Raw genomic sequence first — 17095 nt, 5'->3', positions numbered from 1 at the left:
TCCTGGGGAGTGACGGGGACGGTTGCGTGTCGCCACACCGTAGGAATCCGCAGGTCAGGCGCACATGTGGCGAGACAACATAGTTCGAGACCCGGCTATGCGTGCGGCCACCATGCCGGCTCATGGAAAGGCGTCTCTTGGCCACTTACTGCCGATATACCACCGCTCTCCTCACGTGCTGCAAGGTGCCCGGGTACAGGCTGCCGGTGAGCGGCACCTCGATGGGGAGGGCCTTCCATGACTGGGAACGCACGAAGTGACCCGAACGGTCCTTCCGGCCCCGGGCGGTCGCCATGTGGACGTCAGACAGACCTTCTCTCATCCAGCCCCGGCACATGGACCCGATATGACAGGTATTGATCCACGCCCCCACGCAGCCCGCCGCCCCTGTCCTGCACCTCTGGGCCGTGAGCCGCTCGAGAACCGCGCCGACCCGGTCACGGCGAGCAGACGCAGCCTCATCTGTTCGGACTGCAACCTCGCCTTCGGCAGGCACCTGCACCTGCACGTCTACCCGGTGCCGGTCGAGGTGGGCAGAGTCCGCGAGGCCGTGCGTGCGGCCCTGCGTGCGTGGGGTTGCCCGTCTCCCGTCATCGACGACAGCGTGCTGCTCGCCAGCGAGCTCCTGGGAAACGCTGTCACGCACGGGCCGGACGCGCTGATCACGGTGAACCTCCTGCACGTCGGCGACAGACTGCTGCTCGAGGTCACCGACGCCTCCCCGGTACGCCCCACGGTCCGGCAGTCGGGGCTTGAGGAGGAGCAGGGGCGCGGGATGTTCCTGGTGCAGGCCATCGCGTCCGCCTGGGGGTCGCGGCAGGAGTCACTCAGGGGGAAGACCACGTGGTGCACTCTCGCTCTCGACGGCGCCGTCCAGCCGCCGCGGCCGCCTCTGCTTGAGGAGGACCAGTGACCGGCGTGATGAACGACAACGGCCAGGGTGCGTTTGACCGGCCGGACGGAAGCCTCTACCGGTGGGACATCCACCACGTCTCCAACAGTCGGCACCAGCACGGGCCGTGCGGTACCTGCGTGACCGAGGACAGCGCACGCGCCTGCATCGAAGCGGCGCTGGCGGCCGCAGTCGGCCCGGACGTCTACGCCTGGGGGCTGCTCAGCCGCGTGTCCGCCGCGACGAAGGAGGCCGGGACGACATACGCCGGGACGCTGGGGACGGAGCCGTCGTGGAGCCGTACGCCCGTCGCGTGGGCCGCACCCGGACCGGACGGAACAGTTGCCTGGCTGTCCCACGGCGGTCGGCCACTCGTCGCGGTGCAGGGGGGCGAGACGTCGACGGCGTCCGCGGAGAGCATCTCGTCACTGCTGTGCCGGTTCGGTCGTGAGGTCCGGCGGTACAGGCTGATCGTCGGACTCACCCGGGCGGAGTTCGCCGATTCCGTGGACTGCACCGAGACGACGGCCGGAGGCATCGAGAATGCCCAGCAGATGCCGTCGTACGACTTCGCTCAACGGGCGGACCGGCTCCTGGGCGCCGATGGCGCGCTGGTGAAACTGTGGCCGTTGCTCATCCGGTCCGCATATCCGGACTGGTTCTGGCATGTCATCGAGCTGGAACAGCGAGCCGGCTTCATCCAGGAATTCGAGTCCGTTGCCATTCCCGGCCTGTTGCAGACAGAAGCGTACGCGCGCGCCATTTTCACCGCCGCCCACCCGGTCGCCACGAAGCTGCAGATCGAGCAGTTCGTGGCCGCCCGTATCGACCGGCAGCGCATCCTCACCAGAGCCGAACCACCCCAGGTCATGGTGACCCTCGACGAAGGCGTCCTGCGCCGCTGCATCGGCGGGAGTCGCGTCATGAGCGAGCAGCTCGGGCATCTCCTGGAGCGGGCCGACCTGCCCAAGGTCCACCTCCAGGTGATCCCGTTCCACGTCCGGCAACACCCCGGCGGCATGACGCCTTTCCGCCTCATGGGATTCCGGGAAGGCACGGACGTCCTGTACGGGGAGACGTTCATCGGCGGGCAGACAACCGTCGACCCCGCCCAGATCCAGCAGCACAAGCTGGCTTTCAACCTGATCCAGTCCGAGGCACTCTCCCGAGACGACTCACGGGCTCTGATACGCGACATGAAAGAGGAATTGGACCGTGCATCCCACTGAACGGCCCTGGCGCAAGAGCAGCTACAGCATGGGAAACGGCGGCAATTGTGTCGAGGTGGCGGACCACGCCCATCCCGTCAACGCCCACACCGTCGACGCCCAGACCGTCAACGCGCCCGCCATCGACGTGCGCGACAGCAAGGCTCCCGACGGGCCGGTGCTCAGGATCCCCGGGGAACAGTGGCAGGCCTTCGTCGCAGGTCTCAAGGAGCTCACAAGGCCTTGAAGGACGCACCGGACCGGAGGTGACGGCGTACGGTGCGTGACATGAGGTATCGGATACTTGGGCCGCTCGAGCTCTGGCGCGACGGTCAGGAGGTTCCCCTCGCGCCGGCCAAGTGGCGGATGCTCCTCGCGGTGCTCCTCTGCGACGCGAACCAGCTGGTGTCCACCGACCGGCTGATCGCGGAATTATGGGGCGCTCGGCCTCCGCAGAGCGTGAACAAGCTGCTGCAGGGCTATGTCTCGCGGGTACGGCGTGCGCTGGGCGACGAGTCGGGTGAGCTGCTGGTGACGCATGTGCACGGTTACCGCGCCCACGGGTACCGGCTCGTCGTGGCACCGGACGAGGTCGACTCCCACCGGTTCGTCGAACTGGTGAAGCGGGGCGGACAGGAACTCGGCCGGAACTCGGCCGATGCGGCCGCCGCCCTGCTCGGCGAGGCGCTGGGCCTGTGGCGCGACGTTCCGTTCGCCGACGTGCCGCCGACACCCGCTGTGGAGGCGGAGGCCTCGCGCCTGACGGCGAGTTATACGCAGGCGCGGGAGTTCCGCATCGAAGCGCGACTGCGGCTCGGCCGCCACGAGGCCGTGCTGGACGAACTCGAGGCACTGATCGCCGAACATCCGCTGCGGGAAGCCATGCGGGGCCAGTTCATGCTGGCGCTGTACCGGGCGGGCCGACAGGCTGACGCCCTGGCCGCCTACCGGCAACTGCGCCACCGTCTGGCCGAGGAACTGGGCATCGAACCGGCTCCGTCTCTCCAGCAGCTCCACCAGCGGATCCTCACCGCCGACGCGTCCCTGCTTCTGGAAGCCACACCCGGACCCAAGCCGGAAGCCCGGGCCGAACCCAGGACCGGGCCCGTCCCCGAGCCCGTCACCGCCGGCGGACCAGCGGACCGTGCCCCCGAAACCGACCCCGCTCCGTCCGGCCGCGCCCGCCCGGACCGTACCCGACAGAACCGCGCACCCGCCGGCGGTACGGAGACCGCAACAGGCATACCCGCCCTGGTCCCCCGAGAACTTCCCCACGCCGGCAGCGCGTTCATCGGCCGCGCCGGCGAGAGCTCCGTACTGCGCAAGGTGCTGGACCGCGCCGACGACGGGCATGTGGCGATCGCCGCGATCGACGGGACCGGTGGCGTGGGCAAGTCGGCTCTGGCGATCCACACGGCCCATCAGCTCGCCGACCGCTTCCCGGACGGCCAGTTCTACGTCGATCTGCACGGAGCCACCGTCGGCCTGACGCCCCTGGAACCGGGTGACGTGCTCGGCCGGTTCCTCAGCACGCTGGGGCTGCCGCAAGTGGCCATCCCCACCAACCCCGACGAGGCGGCCGCCACGTTCCGCTCCATGGTCGCCGACCGCCGCATCCTCGTGGTGCTCGACAACGCCGCCGGTGTGGAGCAGGTCCGCCCGCTGCTCCCCGCCGGTCCTGGCTGCGCCGTACTGATCACCAGCCGCGAGATGCTCACCACCCTGGAGGGCGCCACACACCTCCACCTCGGCGTCCTCTTCCACGACCAGGCGATGGAACTGCTGGAACGGCTCCTCGGCCCGGAGCGGGTGGCCTCCGACGCGGAGGCGGCGGACGCGATCATCAGGATGTGCGGCGGCCTTCCCCTGGCCCTGAGGATCGTCGGCGCCAGGCTGGCCGCCCGCCCCAGCTGGCCCCTGAGCGCGTTCGTCGAACGGCTGACCGATGCCCAGGGGCGGCTCGACGAAATCTGTGTCGGCGACGTGTCCGTACGGGCCAGCTTCCACGCGAGCTATCACGCCATCCGCCACGGCGACCATCCCACCGACCAGGCCGCGGCCCGCGCCTTCCGGCTCCTCGGGGTCGTGCCGGGGTCCAGCATGAGTCTGCCGGCGGCGGCCGCCCTGCTCGGCGTGTCGACCGGTCCGGCCGAGGACGCGCTCGAACGGCTGGTGGACGCGCATCTGCTGAACAGCCCCGCTCCGGCCCGCTACCAGATGCACGACCTGCTCCGCCTGTTCGCACGTGAGCAGGTGTGGGCGGAGGAGCCCCAGGCGGAGCGCGAACGGGCTCTGGAGCGCGTACTTCTTTTCTATCTCGCCGCCACGCAACAGGCCGTGGCCTTCCTGGAGGTGCCCCCCTACTTCGACCGTCGCGCGCAGGATCACGTGTCCGCGGGCATGGCCGGCACGTCGGGTCTCCCGACGGCGCGCATCAGGGACCAGAGGGAGGCCGAGGCATGGCTGATCACCGAGCGCGCGAACCTGATCGCCACTGTCCTGCACGCCCTCACGCAGTCCGACTCGACGGCGCGCCTCGCTGTGCGGCTGACGGAATTGCTGCACTGGTACCTCTACCCGTACGCCCGCGCCCGGGAGTTGTGGACCCTGGGCGAGGCGGCCGTGCGTACCACCCGGCGTCTCGGCGACCGGGAGAGTGAGGCCTGGGCGCTGCACAACCTGTCGGCGGTGTACTGGCTGCACCGCCAGTTCCACAGAATGCGGCAGTGCCTGGAATCGGCGCTCGTCATCTGGGGCGAGACAGGCGACCGCGAGGGCGAACGGCGCTCCCTGCACAACCTCGCGGACGCGCTGACGGAGATGCAGTCGTACGAGGAGTCCGTGGCCCTGCAGACCCGGCAACTCGACCTCGCGCGAGAGGCCGGCGACCGTACGGCCCAGGTGACCGGCCTGGGCGACCTCGGACGTGCGTACCGCGGTCTGGGCCGCGTCGAGGACGCCCTGACCTGCTTCGAGGAGAGTTTCCAGCACGCGCGGAAGATCGGTGACAGCAGCCTGCAGAGCTTCGCCCTCCACGAGATCAGCGCCCTCTGCTTCGAACAGGGCAGGAACCAGGAGGCACATGAGTATCTGGAACGCGCCGGGATCCTCGGCGGGGGACGCCTCACGACGTACGTCAGCTGGCGCGGCCACGCGTGGAGCGCGTTCTTCCCCGCCTGTCTCAGCCTGCGGATCGGCCCGGACACCGTCGGACCGCCGCCGCTGTGACGGGAGCCGGGCCGTGGGGGTGCCGGACATCGGTTCTCACGGGCCCGCGCGTGCGACTGGTCTACCGCCGCTATACCGGTGGCGTACACAGTCGGTCAGGACTACAGAATTTCAGGATCACCGTCCCAGGACTCGGCAGGTCTCATGGAAGTCATGGCACCAAGCGAAGACCGCATTCTGCGGATCACCCCGACCGACGATCCGCCCGGCCTCCGGCTGGCCGGTGAACTCGACGCGACGCGGCACGGCGAGCTCTCCGACGCGCTGTCCTCGCACGTGGCCGAGGAAGGTGACGTCCGGCTCGACCTGGCCGGACTGACCTTCATCGATCTCGGCGCGCTCAGCCTGCTGACGAGCTTCGTGGAGAGCCGCGGCGGCGCCCTCCGGCTCGTCCTCGACAATCTGTCGCCCGCGGTGGGAAACCTCATCGAGACAGTGGGTTGGGAACGCCTGCCGGGGCTCGTGCAGGGGCAGAGGGGGACTTCATGACGACCGGGACACGTGCCGATCAGCCGGTGGCCGACGGCCGGCAGGGCGACCCCACGGTCCGGCACCAGGCGCTGCTCTACGGCGACGAGCGGGAGTTCCTCGCGGGCACACTTCCCCACGTCCGCGAGGGCATCGAAGCCGGCGCCCCGACGTTCGTGGTGACACCGGGCAACGAGGCCGAGGCGCTGCGCGACTCGCTCGGGCATGACGCCCAGGCCGTGCAGTTCATCGATCCCGCGGACGTCTACACGAACCCCGTCCGGGCCATGGCCGCGATGAACGCCGTCGCCAAGTCGCTCGGTCCACGCCCGGCGTGGGTGGTGGCGTCGGACGACTGGAGCCGATACCGGGACGCGATCGAGTGGGTGCGCTACGACTCGATCTTCAACCTGAGCTTCGCCGACGTGCCCTTGCGCAGTCGCTGCTGCTACAACACCGCGGTCCTGTCGTCCGACACCATCGCACTCGTACGCCAGACCCACCCGAAGATCCTGGAGGGTGCCGTACTGCGGGACAACCCGCAGTACCGGGAACCCGCGGATTTCGTCCGCGACCTCGACCGGCTGCCTCTCGCCTCTTCCCCGCAGTCCGCCGCGACGATGCGTATCCTTCCCACCGAACTGCACGCCGCTCGGGCGTTCGTCGCCGACCAGGCGAAGCGCTGCGGGCTGTCGGCCGACGCGCTGCACAACCTGCTCGTCGCCGTAACCGAGGTGGCCACCAACGCAATCCGCCACGGCGACGCCCCGGTGACGCTGCGCACCTGGCCCGACGACGGCCTGATCTGCGAGATCACCGACTCCGGCAACTGGCAGCCCGAGGAGTTCATCAGTTGGCAGCCGCCCGAGTCGGCGGTGGACTCCGGCTTCGGACTCTGGGGGGTCGGGATGCTCTGCGACACCGTGCAGGTGCGGACGGGATCGAACGGGACGACGGTACGGCTGCGGAGCGCCTGAGCGGCGGGAGCGCGGCGGCGAGCGGGTGCCCTGACGGCTTCCTGATCCCTGCGCGCGGAAGGGCGACCGGCCTTGGGAGGAGCCAGGCCGGACGCCACCACTCCGGTGGTGTCCGGCCGCTGGTGCCAACTACGCGAGCACCGGCCACTTCGTCCTCAGAGCTCGTCCGCTGTCTCTTCGCAGATGATCTCGTTGCGCGCGGCGTAGTGCGTGTGGAACGGCTCGCGCTTCACCTCACGGCCCCCGTCGCGGAAGACCCGCTGCACCGTGACGTCGAAGCCCTCGAGCGGAGTCTGCGGCACGCACTGCTCGTTGGTGCTCACCAGCTGCCCCGGCTCCTGCACGTTGGTGCGCGGGCCCTTGACCGACGTGATCTCGTCGTACTTCTTGGTGCCGAGGAAGTTGACGGTGACGGAGGTGTCGGTGGACTCGGCCTGGATGTACACGGCGTTGCCGGTGTCGTTGGTGAAGCGCAGGTCGAGGCTGCCCCAGGCCACCGTCGCCTCACGGCCCTCGGGATAGCGTTCGATGTAGAAGGAGTGGGCGCCGTGTTCGACGGGCTTGACGCCCGCGAAGAACATCGCGTTGTAGACCGTGGTGGCCACGGTGGAGACTCCGCCGCCGGGCGCCTTGGCGTACTGGTCGTCGTAGATCATGATGCCGTCGACGAAGCCGTTGGCCTTGGTGCGTTCGCCGACGGTCCGGTTGAAGCTCCAGGTCTCGTTCGGCATGACGACGGAGCCGTTGATCAGGTCCACGGCGCGGCCGATGTTCGTCGTGCGGTAGGCGGCCGGTTCGAAGTTGACGGTGAAGGAGGACAGCTTCTCCGTCAGCCCCAGGCGCGCCGCGTTCTCGCGGGTGACCTCCGGCTGGATCCGCCGCGTGTCCACCTCCCCGCTGCGGGCGGTGCCGGACTTGGTGAGCAGGGGCAGGACGGCCTTGCCCAGCGCCTTGTCGGTGACCTTCAGGCCGTCCCTGGCGTCGGCGGTCACCACGGCCTTGTCGCCCGCGAGCCCCAGCCGGGCGTTGCGTGGTGTGGCGGGGAGGTCGTTCAGGGCGTCGGCCACCGCCGGCGCGGCACGCAGGCCCTTGCTGTCGAGCTTCGGTGCGAGCCTGCCGTCGCCGTCCGGCCGCATCGTCAGGTGGTCGCTCAGCACGTCCGGGGTGATCGTGAACCGCTCGCCGCCCGCGGTGAGTGTGACGGGTTCTGACATCGCGGGCCGTGCGAACTCGCGCACCGCCCGCCGTACCTCGTCCGCCGTGACCTTCGGCTTGGTCTCGCGTGCGGGCAGCACCGTTACCGAGTGCGAGCCGCGCAGGAAGGGGTCGCGCAGCGCGCCGGTCGCGGCGTTCACGTCCAGCGCGTATCCGCTGTGCGGGGCCACCTGCTCGACCCGCCCGTCGTCGAAGGAGACGGCGCCGTCGCGGACCTTCTGGTCGACCGTCCTCGCCAGCTTGCCGAGGGCGGCATGGGCCTTGTCCTCGTCGACGCGTACGACCGGCTCGATGTCACCGCCCGGGCGGAACAGCCCGCCGATCGCGCTGACGGGATCGGCACCGGTGGATGCCGTGCGGTCGACGGTCGCCGGGATGTCGTAGGCGTACCCCGCCTGCCGCGGATCGACCGTGCCGTGGCGGTCGCCGACCTTCACCGGGAGCTCCCGCGGCGCCGTCAGGTCGCGCTCCAGCTTGTGGGCGGCTTCCTGGCGGGTCAGACCGCCGAGGTCCACACCGTGCACCGTCGTACCCGCCTCGATCTCGCCGCCGGTGACCAGCAGCCCGGCGAGATACAGGCCGCCGATGCCGACGGTGAGCGCACCGCCCGCGAGGGCGAGCGGCGAGAGGGAGGCTATTCGGGGGACGGAAGGTATCCGGGGGCGCATGGGTCTCCTGAACGATCGATGTAGCGTGCACCCGATATGGCGGCTGTGTGCGAGAAGCAGTCGGCCAAGCTACATGCCATCCGGCGCCAAAAGGTATTTCAAACGTCACAGGTATTCGAAAGGTCACATCGGGCGTTCTGGATCAACCGGGCGTTCTGGATCAGTCGGGAAGATCCGTCCGCCGTGTGTCACGCAGCCGCAGGACATACGTCGCGGTGAGTGCGACGGCGCGGTCCGTGTCGTACGTCAGCTCCGCCAGAGCGCGGGACGCCGTGGGGCCCGGGATGTCCGCGAGCGCCTGGGTCAGCCGCCGGCGCGCCGGCACGTCGATCCTGCCGTCGGCCAGGCGGTCGACCAGCCCGGCGGCGATCCGCTCCGCCGTCCCGGGATCACGGGCCAGCCCGCTCAGCGCGTCGGCCGCGTCGACGTCGTTCGTCGCCTCGACGACCATGTCCACGAGTGCCGGAACCGCCTCGGCCACCCCGCGTGTCCCCGCCGCCACCGCCGCCTGTCCGCGTACCACGGGGTCGCAGTGGGTGAGGGCGTCCCGCAGCAGCGCGGTCGCCGCTGCGTCCGTCATCTCGGTGACGGCCCGGACCGCGCGTTCCCGCACCTCGGCCCGTGGTGAGCCGAGGCCCTCCGCCAGCAGCTCCAGTCCGCCGCCCGAGCGCGCCAGCGCCCAGCGAAGGGCCCCGGAGACGTTAGGGTCCGTCTCGCTCAGCAAGGCCTCGACCAGGGCCTCCACCGGCATCGGGACCTCGGCGGCGGAGGACAGGGCCGCGCTCTGGCGTTTCCCCGCGCTCTCGGAACCCAGGGCGTGGAGGAGGGCGACGGTCCCCAGGACGTCCTCCCAGTCGGCGGGTTGCGCGGCACCGATCCGGGTCAGCCGGGTGAGGAGCTCCGTCTCGCTCGCGATCCGTTCCCGGGTCCGTACGACGAGGTCGTCGACGAGTTTCGCGGGCGTGAAACCCGGATCGTCCAGCGCGCGCCCGACCTCGCGCAGCGACAGCCCCAGCGACCGCAGGCTCTCGATGTGGAAGATCCGCCGGATGTCCTCGCCGGAGTACTCCCGGTAGCCGCCCGTGGTCCGGCCCGTCGGCCGTAGCAGGCCGAGCCGCTCGTAGTGCCTGAGCATGCGGGCGCTGACCCCGGACCGTCGCGCCACCTCACCGATCAACACGCTCCGTCACCCCTTCCCGGCGGTCGTGCCCAGGGCCACGACGCGCTTCGCCTCCTCGATCGCGAACTCGAATCCGGCATCCGGGTCGCGCAGCAGCCGCTCGGTGGCGATCGCGTGCTCACGCACGGCGGGGTCGAGGTCCGCCGTCGCGGCGTGCAGGATGGGCACGATCACCTCCCCGAGCGCGACCAGCGCCTGGCCGAGACTCAGCTGCGTCTGCCTCCCGCCGCGCCCGAGCTGTGTCGCCAGCACAGCGGCCAGCGCCCGTTCCTCACCGGCGGGCACCAGGACCACCGCCGCTCGCCAGGCGCTCCGCGCCACCTCGTGGTCCGCGTCGGTCAGGACCGCCCGGGTGATCACCGGCCACGCCCGACGGTCCCCGATCTTGGACAGCGTGTGCAACGCCTGGCTGCGCGCCTGAGCACGGTCCGAACGGACTTCTTCGACGAGCTTCGGCACCGTGAGGGACGGCGAGTGCCGGGTGAGCGCCCAGGTCAGCATGTCCCGCACGTGGAACTCGGGCTCGATCGCACTGCGTTCGACGAGCTTGTCGACCCATCGGGGGTCCGGGGTCGTGCCGGCCGCCAGCGCGGCCCGCAGCCGCGTCGACGCGTCACTGTGCTCCAGTCCCTGGAACAGCCGTCGCAATGGGTCCGTGTGCTCTCTCGGCACGGTCATCGGGACCACCTCCTCGTCCGCAGTGAAGACCTTGTCACGGTGTCAAGGTCAAGCGGGCGCGGGAGCGGGCACCGTGCTCAGCGACGGGGCACGCCGTGTTCGGCGAGCGGGCCGACCGCCAGGCCCGCCCTCCGGCAGCCGTTCACGATGCCGGGCAAGGCATCCAGCGTGGCCCGCCAGCAGTCCGGTGCCGACATCCTGTCCGTGTCGTGCAGGAGAACCGTGCCGCCGCCGCGCAGACCGGCCGCGACGGCCGAGCGCACCGACGCCGCGGTGGCCCCGGCCGTCCAGTCCCTGCCCCAGGCGGTCCACAGCACGGGTCGCATGCCTGCCGCACGGGCGGCCGCCCAGCGCTCGGACGTGAGGATGCCGTAGGGCGGCCGGTACCAGCGGGGGCGCCGGCCCGTCAGTTCGCCCACCACGGCCGCCGCCCGCTGCAGGGCGCGGACGTCGTCCGCCGGGACCGGCAGCCACGGGCGGCGGTGGCTCCAGCCGTGCACGGCCAGCTCGTGCCCTCTGCGGAAGGTCTCGCGCACCACCGGGGGATGCCGTACGACGCCGTCGCCCAGGACGAAGAAGGTCGCCCGGACGCCGAGTTCGTCGAGCGCGTCGAGGAAGCGCGGGGTGGAGTCCGGGTCGGGTCCGTCGTCGAAGGTCAGGGCGACGTGGGAGGGGTGTCCGACACCGGCGAGGCGCGGGACACGGCGGCGTACGGCGGGCAGCCAGGTGGCGGCCGGTGCCATGTGGGCCGCGGCCACGACGGCGGCCGGCCGAGTCAGTACCGCGGCCGCCTGCCGGACGGGCGAGGGGCCGGTGGACGTGGGCATCGGTTGTGGCTCCTCTCCGCGTGGGACGGCCGCGGCGGTGCGGAACGTCTACCCCACCGGCCGGGGTGAGCCGTTCGAGCGCTGTGCCGCCTCGTCCCAGTTTCCGGCGACCGACGGGGCGCGGGCCAGCTCCGCGGTACCCGCCCCGATGAGCAGCACGCCGATCACCGCGGGCACCACCCGCACACCGAGCGTGATCCCCTCCCCGAACAGCGCCCACCCCAGCGCCACGCTCGTCAGCGCGTCACCGAGGGTCAGCGCGGGTGCGGACGCCGCCAGTGTCCCGGCCCGGAACGCGGCCTGGAGCAACAGGAAGCCGGCCACTCCGGCGACCCCTGTGGCATACAGGGGCCACGTCCCCAGGACGGCGTCCGCCCCGTCCGGAATGCGTCCGGTCACTTCCTTGAGCAGCGCCGCCGTCAGGGAGAACGACACGGCCGACGCCAGTCCGAGAAGCGCCGCGCGCAGTGCGCTCCCCACCGCGCGGGCCGTCACCACCAGGACCACCACGGCACCCATGACCACCCCCACGGTCGTGAGCCACGCCCCCGGGGAGGCGGTGGACTCCCCCGGTGCCGGAGCGACGGAGGTGAGGAACACCGCCAGCCCGGCGGCCAGGGAGACGAACGCCAGCCAGGTCCTGCGGTCCGGACGCCGGTGGAAGACGAGACTGCCGAGGATGAGCGTGAACAGCAGCTCGGTGGACATGAGCGGCTGGACCAGCGCGAGACTGCCCACGCCGAGCGCCGCGGCCTGCAGTACGGTCGTCACCGCCAGCATGGCGGCACCCGCGACCCAGTAGGGATTGCGCAGCACCTGCCGGAGCCAGCGGACGGCCTGGCGCACGCCCGCGCCGGCCTCCGCTGCGTCCGCCGCGGCCCGCCGTTGCAGCACCGTGGCCGCGGCGTTCGCCAGCGCGGCCAGCAGGGCCAGGACGACGACCATGACGCCCTGACGCCGTTCAGCCGAACACGGCGGCGAGCCGCCGGTACAGGCCGGGCGCCGCGCCGCGCACCCGGGCGGGCACACGCAGCCAGCCGGGGACGTAGACCTCGTCCCGCCCCCGCGAGACCGCGCTCCACACGGCGTCGGCGACCCGCTCGGGAGGCACCGGCCCGGGCCACCCCCGCCGGTAGGGGGTGCCGCGCCGTTCGAAGAAGGGCGTGTCCACCACTCCCGGCACCACGAGACTGACGCCGACGCCGCTGCCGCGCAGCTCGTACCGCAGGGAGTCGGCGAAGACGCCCAGCGCGGCCTTGGCCGCCGAGTACACGGCCTCCCCGCGCACGCCCACCGTCCCCGCGAGGGACCCGACCAGCACCAGACGCCCGGATCCGGCCTCCACCATGTGCGGCAGCACCTGCCGGACCAGCCGCAGCGTGGCGAGGAGATCCACCTCGACGACCTCCTCCAGGGCGGACAGCGGCATGGTGCGGAAGTCCCCGGCCCAGCCGATGCCCGCGCCGGCCACCAGGACGTCCACGCGGCCGGTGCGGTCGAGGGCGAACCGGGTCAGCCGGTGTTCGGCGCCTGCCGCCGTCAGATCCGCCGGGAAGACCGACGCCGGGGCCCGTTCCGCGACCCGGCGGAGGCGTTCCGCGTCCCGCCCGTTGAGGACCAGACGCCATCCTTCCGCGGAGAGCCGCCGGGCGACGGCGGCGCCGATGCCGGAGGAGGCGCCGGTCACCAGCGCGGTGCGCAGGCGTTTGGCGTCGCCGGCCGGGGGAGCATGCGCCGCTTCGGCCGGCGCGGCGGACGTCCGGGGCAACGACACGCCGGCCGGGCCGGCGCCGGAAGCGTGAGACATGGGCTGCACCTCGGCTGCGAGGGTGAACGCCCGGAACGCGGTCGGCGGCCGCTCCCGGCGTTCGGCGGGGGAGTGACATCCGGGAGTATCCCGGGTCGGGCCGCCGAAACGCCGTACCGCGTGTTTCGTCGGCGCAGCGGAAGGAGACACAGCATCCCGTGCACTCACCCTCTCCGGCTCCCCGCCGGTCCGCGCCCGTGGACCGCAGGCTGCGACTGCTGATCGTCAGCGCGAGCATGGGGGCCGGTCACGACACGGTGGCCGCCGAACTCGCCCGCCGAGCCCGGGAACAGGGCCACGAGGCCGAGATCGTGGACCTCCTGCGGCTGCTTCCGCACGGCGTGGGCTCCGGGCTGCGCCTCTTCTACCAGTCGTCGGTACGGCACTTCCCCTGGATGTACGCCGGTCTCTACCGCGCGCTGCTGCGCCCCGGCCCGCGGCACCGCCCCAGCGGCCTCCCCCTCGCCCGGCTGGCGGGCAGCCGTCTGACGGACCTGGTGGAGCGCACGGGCGCCGACGTGGTGGTCCCCGTCTTCCACCTGGCCGCCCAGCTGACCGGCCACCTCAGGGCGCGGGCGCGGCTGCGGGCCCCGAGCGCCGTCCTCGTGATCGACTTCGCCGTCCACCGGCAGTGGCTCCACCCCGGCAACGACCTGTACCTGTGTCTCACCGACGACGCCGCGCGGGACGTGGCACGGAACCTCACCGTGCCCGTCGGGACGACCGGCCCCGTCGTGGCGCCCGGCTTCTTCGCACCGGCTCCCGGGGCCGCGGCGTGGCGCCGACGCTTCGAGCGGCACGCCGCCGGACGCCCGGCCGTCGTGCTGTCCGCCGGCGCCTGGGGCGCGGCCTACGAGCTGGACAGGACCGCCCGGCTGCTCATCTCCGCCGGTTTCCTCCCGGTCGTGCTGTGCGGCCGGAACGAACGCCTGCGGGCCCGCCTGGCCGGGCTGCCCGGCGCGCTCGTACCGGACTGGGTCACGGACATGCCCGGTCTGCTACGGGCGGCCCGCGTCCTGATCGACAACGCCGCCGGCCAGACCGCCGTACAGGCACTGGCCGCCGGGCTGCCCGTGGTCGGCTACCGCCCGCTGCCCGGCCACGGCGCGGAGGGCGTACGCCGGATGGCGGCGCTCGGCGTCTCCGAGATCGCCCCGGACGCCTCCGCCCTGCTGCGCGCGCTGCGGCGGCTGTCGGCGGACGGCGCCCACCGCGACCACCGGGTCGCCCGCGGGCGGGAGCTCTTCCGCGGGGACGCGCTGGCACGGGTGACCGCACTGGCCGGCATGGCCCGGGTGTGACCGGTGTGACCGTTCGGCGCGGCAGGGTGAGGCACCCCTTGGGCGCCGCGTCCGTCAGCCGTTGTCGCGGGCCGCCTTCGCTCCGGTCGGCGGGGGCAGGTCGTCGGTGAACCGGTGCCCGTGGTGGTCGAGGAGCCAGCGGCCGAACAGGGCGCCGCCGAAGATGACGAAACCCACGCCGATGAGCCACGACTCGACGATGAGGACGACACCGACGGTGCCGTAGCTGATCGCGTTGTCGACGATCAGCGGGCTGAACACGAAGTAGGAGAAGCCCCGCAGTCCGATCAGCCCCGTCATGGTGGCGAGCGCCCCCGGCAGCAGGTACCACCAGCGGACCTGGCCGCCGAGCAGGAAGCGCTGGCTCCACCAGAAGAACAGCACGCCGGTCACCAGCGAGAGGGTGATCCGCTCCGGCCCGTGCATGGCGTCACGGGTCAGTACCTCCTGGTAGAGGTACCCGGTCAGGACGCACAGCCAGGTCGCCTGACGCCAGATCCGGTGCCACGGTCCCGGGGGCAGGTTCCAGGTCCGCTCGTAGCCGTTCTGCACACTCCCGCCGAACGGGACGCCGAACACGGCGAGGGCCACCACGCCCCACACACTGGTCGTGCCGACCACTTCGCGCGGCGGGCTGATGATCTTCGCGAGCTCGCGCGCGGACCGTCCGGACAGTCCCATGCCGTCCGCCAGCCAGGCCGCGAAACCACCCCGTCCGAGCGGATCGGCGGCGGCGATCACGATGAGCAGCGGCGCCAGGGTGACCAGGGCGAGCGTGGCGAACCCCATGGCCCTGTGCATCAGTTCGAGGTCGCGGCCGCGCCGCAGCAGGACATGGACGCCCAGCCACTCCCATCCGCGCCGGAGCGCGCGCAGGTGACGCCTCACGGTGCGCTCCTTCGTCGGCTCGCGTACCCGCGTCGGTGTCACGCGGCGGCAGGCGGGACAGACCCGGGCGGGGAAGGTGCTTGCTCCGTCATGTCACGCGGCGGCGGGCGGGGGCCGGGCGGCCCGGCAGGGGCGCTCGGTACGGTGGCGGGCGGCCCGCCGCGCCCTCGGAATCCGCGGCACGCCCCCGACGCACGACGGCCACCGTGACCCCGCCGGGCAGGGCCACGGCGCCCCCACCGACCACCGCTGCACCGGGCACCTACCGCCTCCCCGGGCCCCGGAGTCGGCGGCCCGCGTCCCGAGCCGCGGGTCGGCCGGGGTCCGGAGTGCTGTGCGGGAGGGGGCTCGCAGCCCTGTGTCCACCGCTGCTCGGGGAGCGGGGCCTGGCGGCCGGGCGGAGTGCGAAGGGCCGGATGCCGGGCGTGTCCGGTCGCCGGACCCGGCGGAACCGGGCGGCTCAGTCGCGATACTCCGGAGCCGCAGGTCGGGCGGAGTGTCGGCCGGGCTTCGGAGTGCTGTGGGGAACGGGGCTCGCAGCCCTGTGTCCACCGCTGCCCGGCGAGCCGGGCCTGGCGGCCGGGCGGAGTGCGAAGCGCCGGGTGTCCGGCCGGCGGATCCCGTGGGACTGGGCGGCTCCGCCGCGGCGCTCCGGAGTCGTGGGTGGGCCGGGGTGTCGGTCGGGGTTCGGAGTGCTGTGAGGGACGGGGCTCGCAGCCCTGTGTCCACGGCCGCCCGGGGAGCCGGGCCCGGTGGCCGGGGGGAGTGCGTAGGGCCGGGGGCCCGGTGTGTCCGGCCGCCGGGCCCCTTGGGACCGGGCGGCTCCGCCGCGCCACGGCGCGCGCACGGCGGGCGCGTCGGCCGGACCGTACGGCCGGCGACCGGGCCGCCCGTCGCCGCGTCCCCGGAACCCGGGCCCGGCTCGGCCGCCAGGAGCGACCCCCGGAGCCGGTCGAGGCAGCGGCGCAGGATGCGGGACACATGCATCTGGGAGACGCCGATGGCGTCCGCGATCTGCTGTTGGGTGCGCTCCCGGTAGAAGCGCAGATAGAGCACCCGGCGGTCGCGTTCCGGCAGTTGCTTCACCAGGGCAGCCAGCGCCACGGTGTCGACGACCCGGCCCAGGGCAGGATCCTCGGCACCGATCAGAGCGGCGAGCGAGGACTCCTGGCCGTGCCCGGCGGGCTCGTCGAGGGACCGTGGACGGCATGCGTGCACCGCACGCAGTGTGGACAGCACGCGGTCCCGCCCGAGCCCGGTGTGCGCGGCGATCTGCTCAGCCGTGGGCGACGAGCCGCCGAGCCGCTGTTCCAGTTCCTCGACGGCCTGGAGGATCCGGCCGCTCGCCTCCTGGAGGGGACGGGGAAGCCGCACCGTATGCGTGCGGTCGCGCAGATGCCGCCGGAGTTCACCGGTGACCTTGGGAAGCGCATAGGACAGGAAGGCGTGGCCCAGGGCGGGGTCGTAGCCGTCGACGGCCTTGATCAGCCCGAGGGACGCGACCTGCAGGAGATCGTCGAACTCCTCCCCCTGGCGCTGGAAGCGGCGGGTGACACGCCGCGCCATCGGCAGCAGCCGGCGGATGACCTGGTCCCGGAGGGCGGCCCGGCGCAGCCCCGGAGGCTGCGCCGAGAGCTCGCGCAGCAGCGCGTCGAGCTCCTCCGAGGACGGTTCGGGCACGGCGGCGGCTGATGGGGTGGACATGGGCCTCAGGGGGTGTCGGGCCAGGGGGGACGACCATCGGACGTGGTCGGCCAC

General features: G+C 72.3%; 15 protein-coding genes. 7 read left to right on the top strand and 8 right to left on the bottom strand.

What is annotated here, in order from left to right; genetic code table 11:
- Positions 1 to 346: 346 nt before the first annotated feature.
- The 6 genes from AB0L56_RS17975 (at position 347) to AB0L56_RS17950 (ending at position 6773) form a co-directional block, all read left to right on the top strand.
- Positions 347 to 913: an ATP-binding protein gene (locus AB0L56_RS17975; protein ID WP_365424379.1), complete on the top strand. Its 567-nt coding sequence runs from the start codon at positions 347 to 349 to the stop codon at positions 911 to 913.
- Entirely contained in the window at positions 910 to 2121 is a 1212-nt protein-coding gene (locus AB0L56_RS17970) for a helix-turn-helix transcriptional regulator (RefSeq protein WP_365424377.1), read from the top strand. The genes AB0L56_RS17975 and AB0L56_RS17970 overlap by 4 nt, the downstream gene beginning before the upstream one ends.
- Entirely contained in the window at positions 2108 to 2347 is a 240-nt protein-coding gene (locus tag AB0L56_RS17965) for a DUF397 domain-containing protein (RefSeq protein ID WP_365424375.1), read from the top strand. Before AB0L56_RS17970 ends, AB0L56_RS17965 begins: the two co-directional genes overlap by 14 nt.
- Before the next feature lie 41 nt (positions 2348 to 2388).
- A complete protein-coding gene (locus AB0L56_RS17960; RefSeq protein WP_365424373.1) occupies positions 2389 to 5328 on the top strand; it encodes a BTAD domain-containing putative transcriptional regulator in 2940 nt (979 codons plus the stop codon).
- Between the two features lie 153 nt (positions 5329 to 5481).
- Positions 5482 to 5817 (top strand): STAS domain-containing protein, encoded by a 336-nt coding sequence (locus tag AB0L56_RS17955; RefSeq protein WP_365424372.1) that lies wholly within the window; start codon positions 5482 to 5484, stop codon positions 5815 to 5817.
- Positions 5814 to 6773: a sensor histidine kinase gene (locus AB0L56_RS17950; protein WP_365424370.1), complete on the top strand. Its 960-nt coding sequence runs from the start codon at positions 5814 to 5816 to the stop codon at positions 6771 to 6773. The genes AB0L56_RS17955 and AB0L56_RS17950 overlap by 4 nt, the downstream gene beginning before the upstream one ends.
- Before the next feature lie 155 nt (positions 6774 to 6928).
- Here AB0L56_RS17950 and AB0L56_RS17945 read toward each other — a convergent pair whose 3' ends face one another.
- The 6 genes from AB0L56_RS17945 to AB0L56_RS17920 form a co-directional block, all read right to left on the bottom strand.
- Entirely contained in the window at positions 6929 to 8656 is a 1728-nt protein-coding gene (locus tag AB0L56_RS17945) for a VanW family protein (protein ID WP_365424368.1), read from the bottom strand.
- Positions 8657 to 8816: 160 nt separating this feature from the next.
- Positions 8817 to 9836, bottom strand: coding sequence for a MerR family transcriptional regulator (locus AB0L56_RS17940; RefSeq protein WP_365424366.1), 1020 nt, complete (start codon positions 9834 to 9836; stop codon positions 8817 to 8819).
- A 6-nt stretch (positions 9837 to 9842) separates the two neighbouring features.
- Positions 9843 to 10514 (bottom strand): HEAT repeat domain-containing protein, encoded by a 672-nt coding sequence (locus tag AB0L56_RS17935; RefSeq protein WP_365424364.1) that lies wholly within the window; start codon positions 10512 to 10514, stop codon positions 9843 to 9845.
- Between the two features lie 77 nt (positions 10515 to 10591).
- The gene (locus AB0L56_RS17930; RefSeq protein ID WP_365424362.1) at positions 10592 to 11341 is read right to left on the bottom strand and encodes a polysaccharide deacetylase family protein; all 750 of its coding nucleotides are present in this window, start codon (positions 11339 to 11341) and stop codon (positions 10592 to 10594) included.
- Between the two features lie 48 nt (positions 11342 to 11389).
- Positions 11390 to 12286 (bottom strand): DMT family transporter, encoded by an 897-nt coding sequence (locus AB0L56_RS17925; protein WP_361023458.1) that lies wholly within the window; start codon positions 12284 to 12286, stop codon positions 11390 to 11392.
- 16 nt (positions 12287 to 12302) lie between these two features.
- Positions 12303 to 13148 carry an SDR family NAD(P)-dependent oxidoreductase gene (locus AB0L56_RS17920; protein ID WP_361023455.1) on the bottom strand — a complete coding sequence of 282 codons (846 nt, stop codon included), beginning with the start codon at positions 13146 to 13148 and terminating at the stop codon, positions 12303 to 12305.
- 236 nt (positions 13149 to 13384) lie between these two features.
- Between AB0L56_RS17920 and AB0L56_RS17915 the strand changes: the two genes are divergently transcribed.
- Positions 13385 to 14449, top strand: coding sequence for a galactosyldiacylglycerol synthase (locus AB0L56_RS17915; RefSeq protein ID WP_365424409.1), 1065 nt, complete (start codon positions 13385 to 13387; stop codon positions 14447 to 14449).
- A gap of 54 nt (positions 14450 to 14503) precedes the next feature.
- Here AB0L56_RS17915 and AB0L56_RS17910 read toward each other — a convergent pair whose 3' ends face one another.
- Together AB0L56_RS17910 and AB0L56_RS17905 are read right to left on the bottom strand one after the other, a co-directional pair.
- Positions 14504 to 15337: a ribonuclease BN gene (locus AB0L56_RS17910; RefSeq protein WP_361023453.1), complete on the bottom strand. Its 834-nt coding sequence runs from the start codon at positions 15335 to 15337 to the stop codon at positions 14504 to 14506.
- A gap of 93 nt (positions 15338 to 15430) precedes the next feature.
- Positions 15431 to 16903, bottom strand: a complete 1473-nt coding sequence (locus AB0L56_RS17905; RefSeq protein WP_365424407.1) for a sigma-70 family RNA polymerase sigma factor — start codon at positions 16901 to 16903, stop codon at positions 15431 to 15433.
- Positions 16904 to 17095: the final 192 nt, after the last annotated feature.

The sequence above is a fragment of the Streptomyces sp. NPDC052079 genome, assembly GCF_040680275.1.
In the GTDB taxonomy this organism is placed as follows: domain Bacteria; phylum Actinomycetota; class Actinomycetes; order Streptomycetales; family Streptomycetaceae; genus Streptomyces.
Note: the sequence above shows the minus strand (reverse complement) of the source record. Positions and strands in the feature narration are given on the sequence as shown.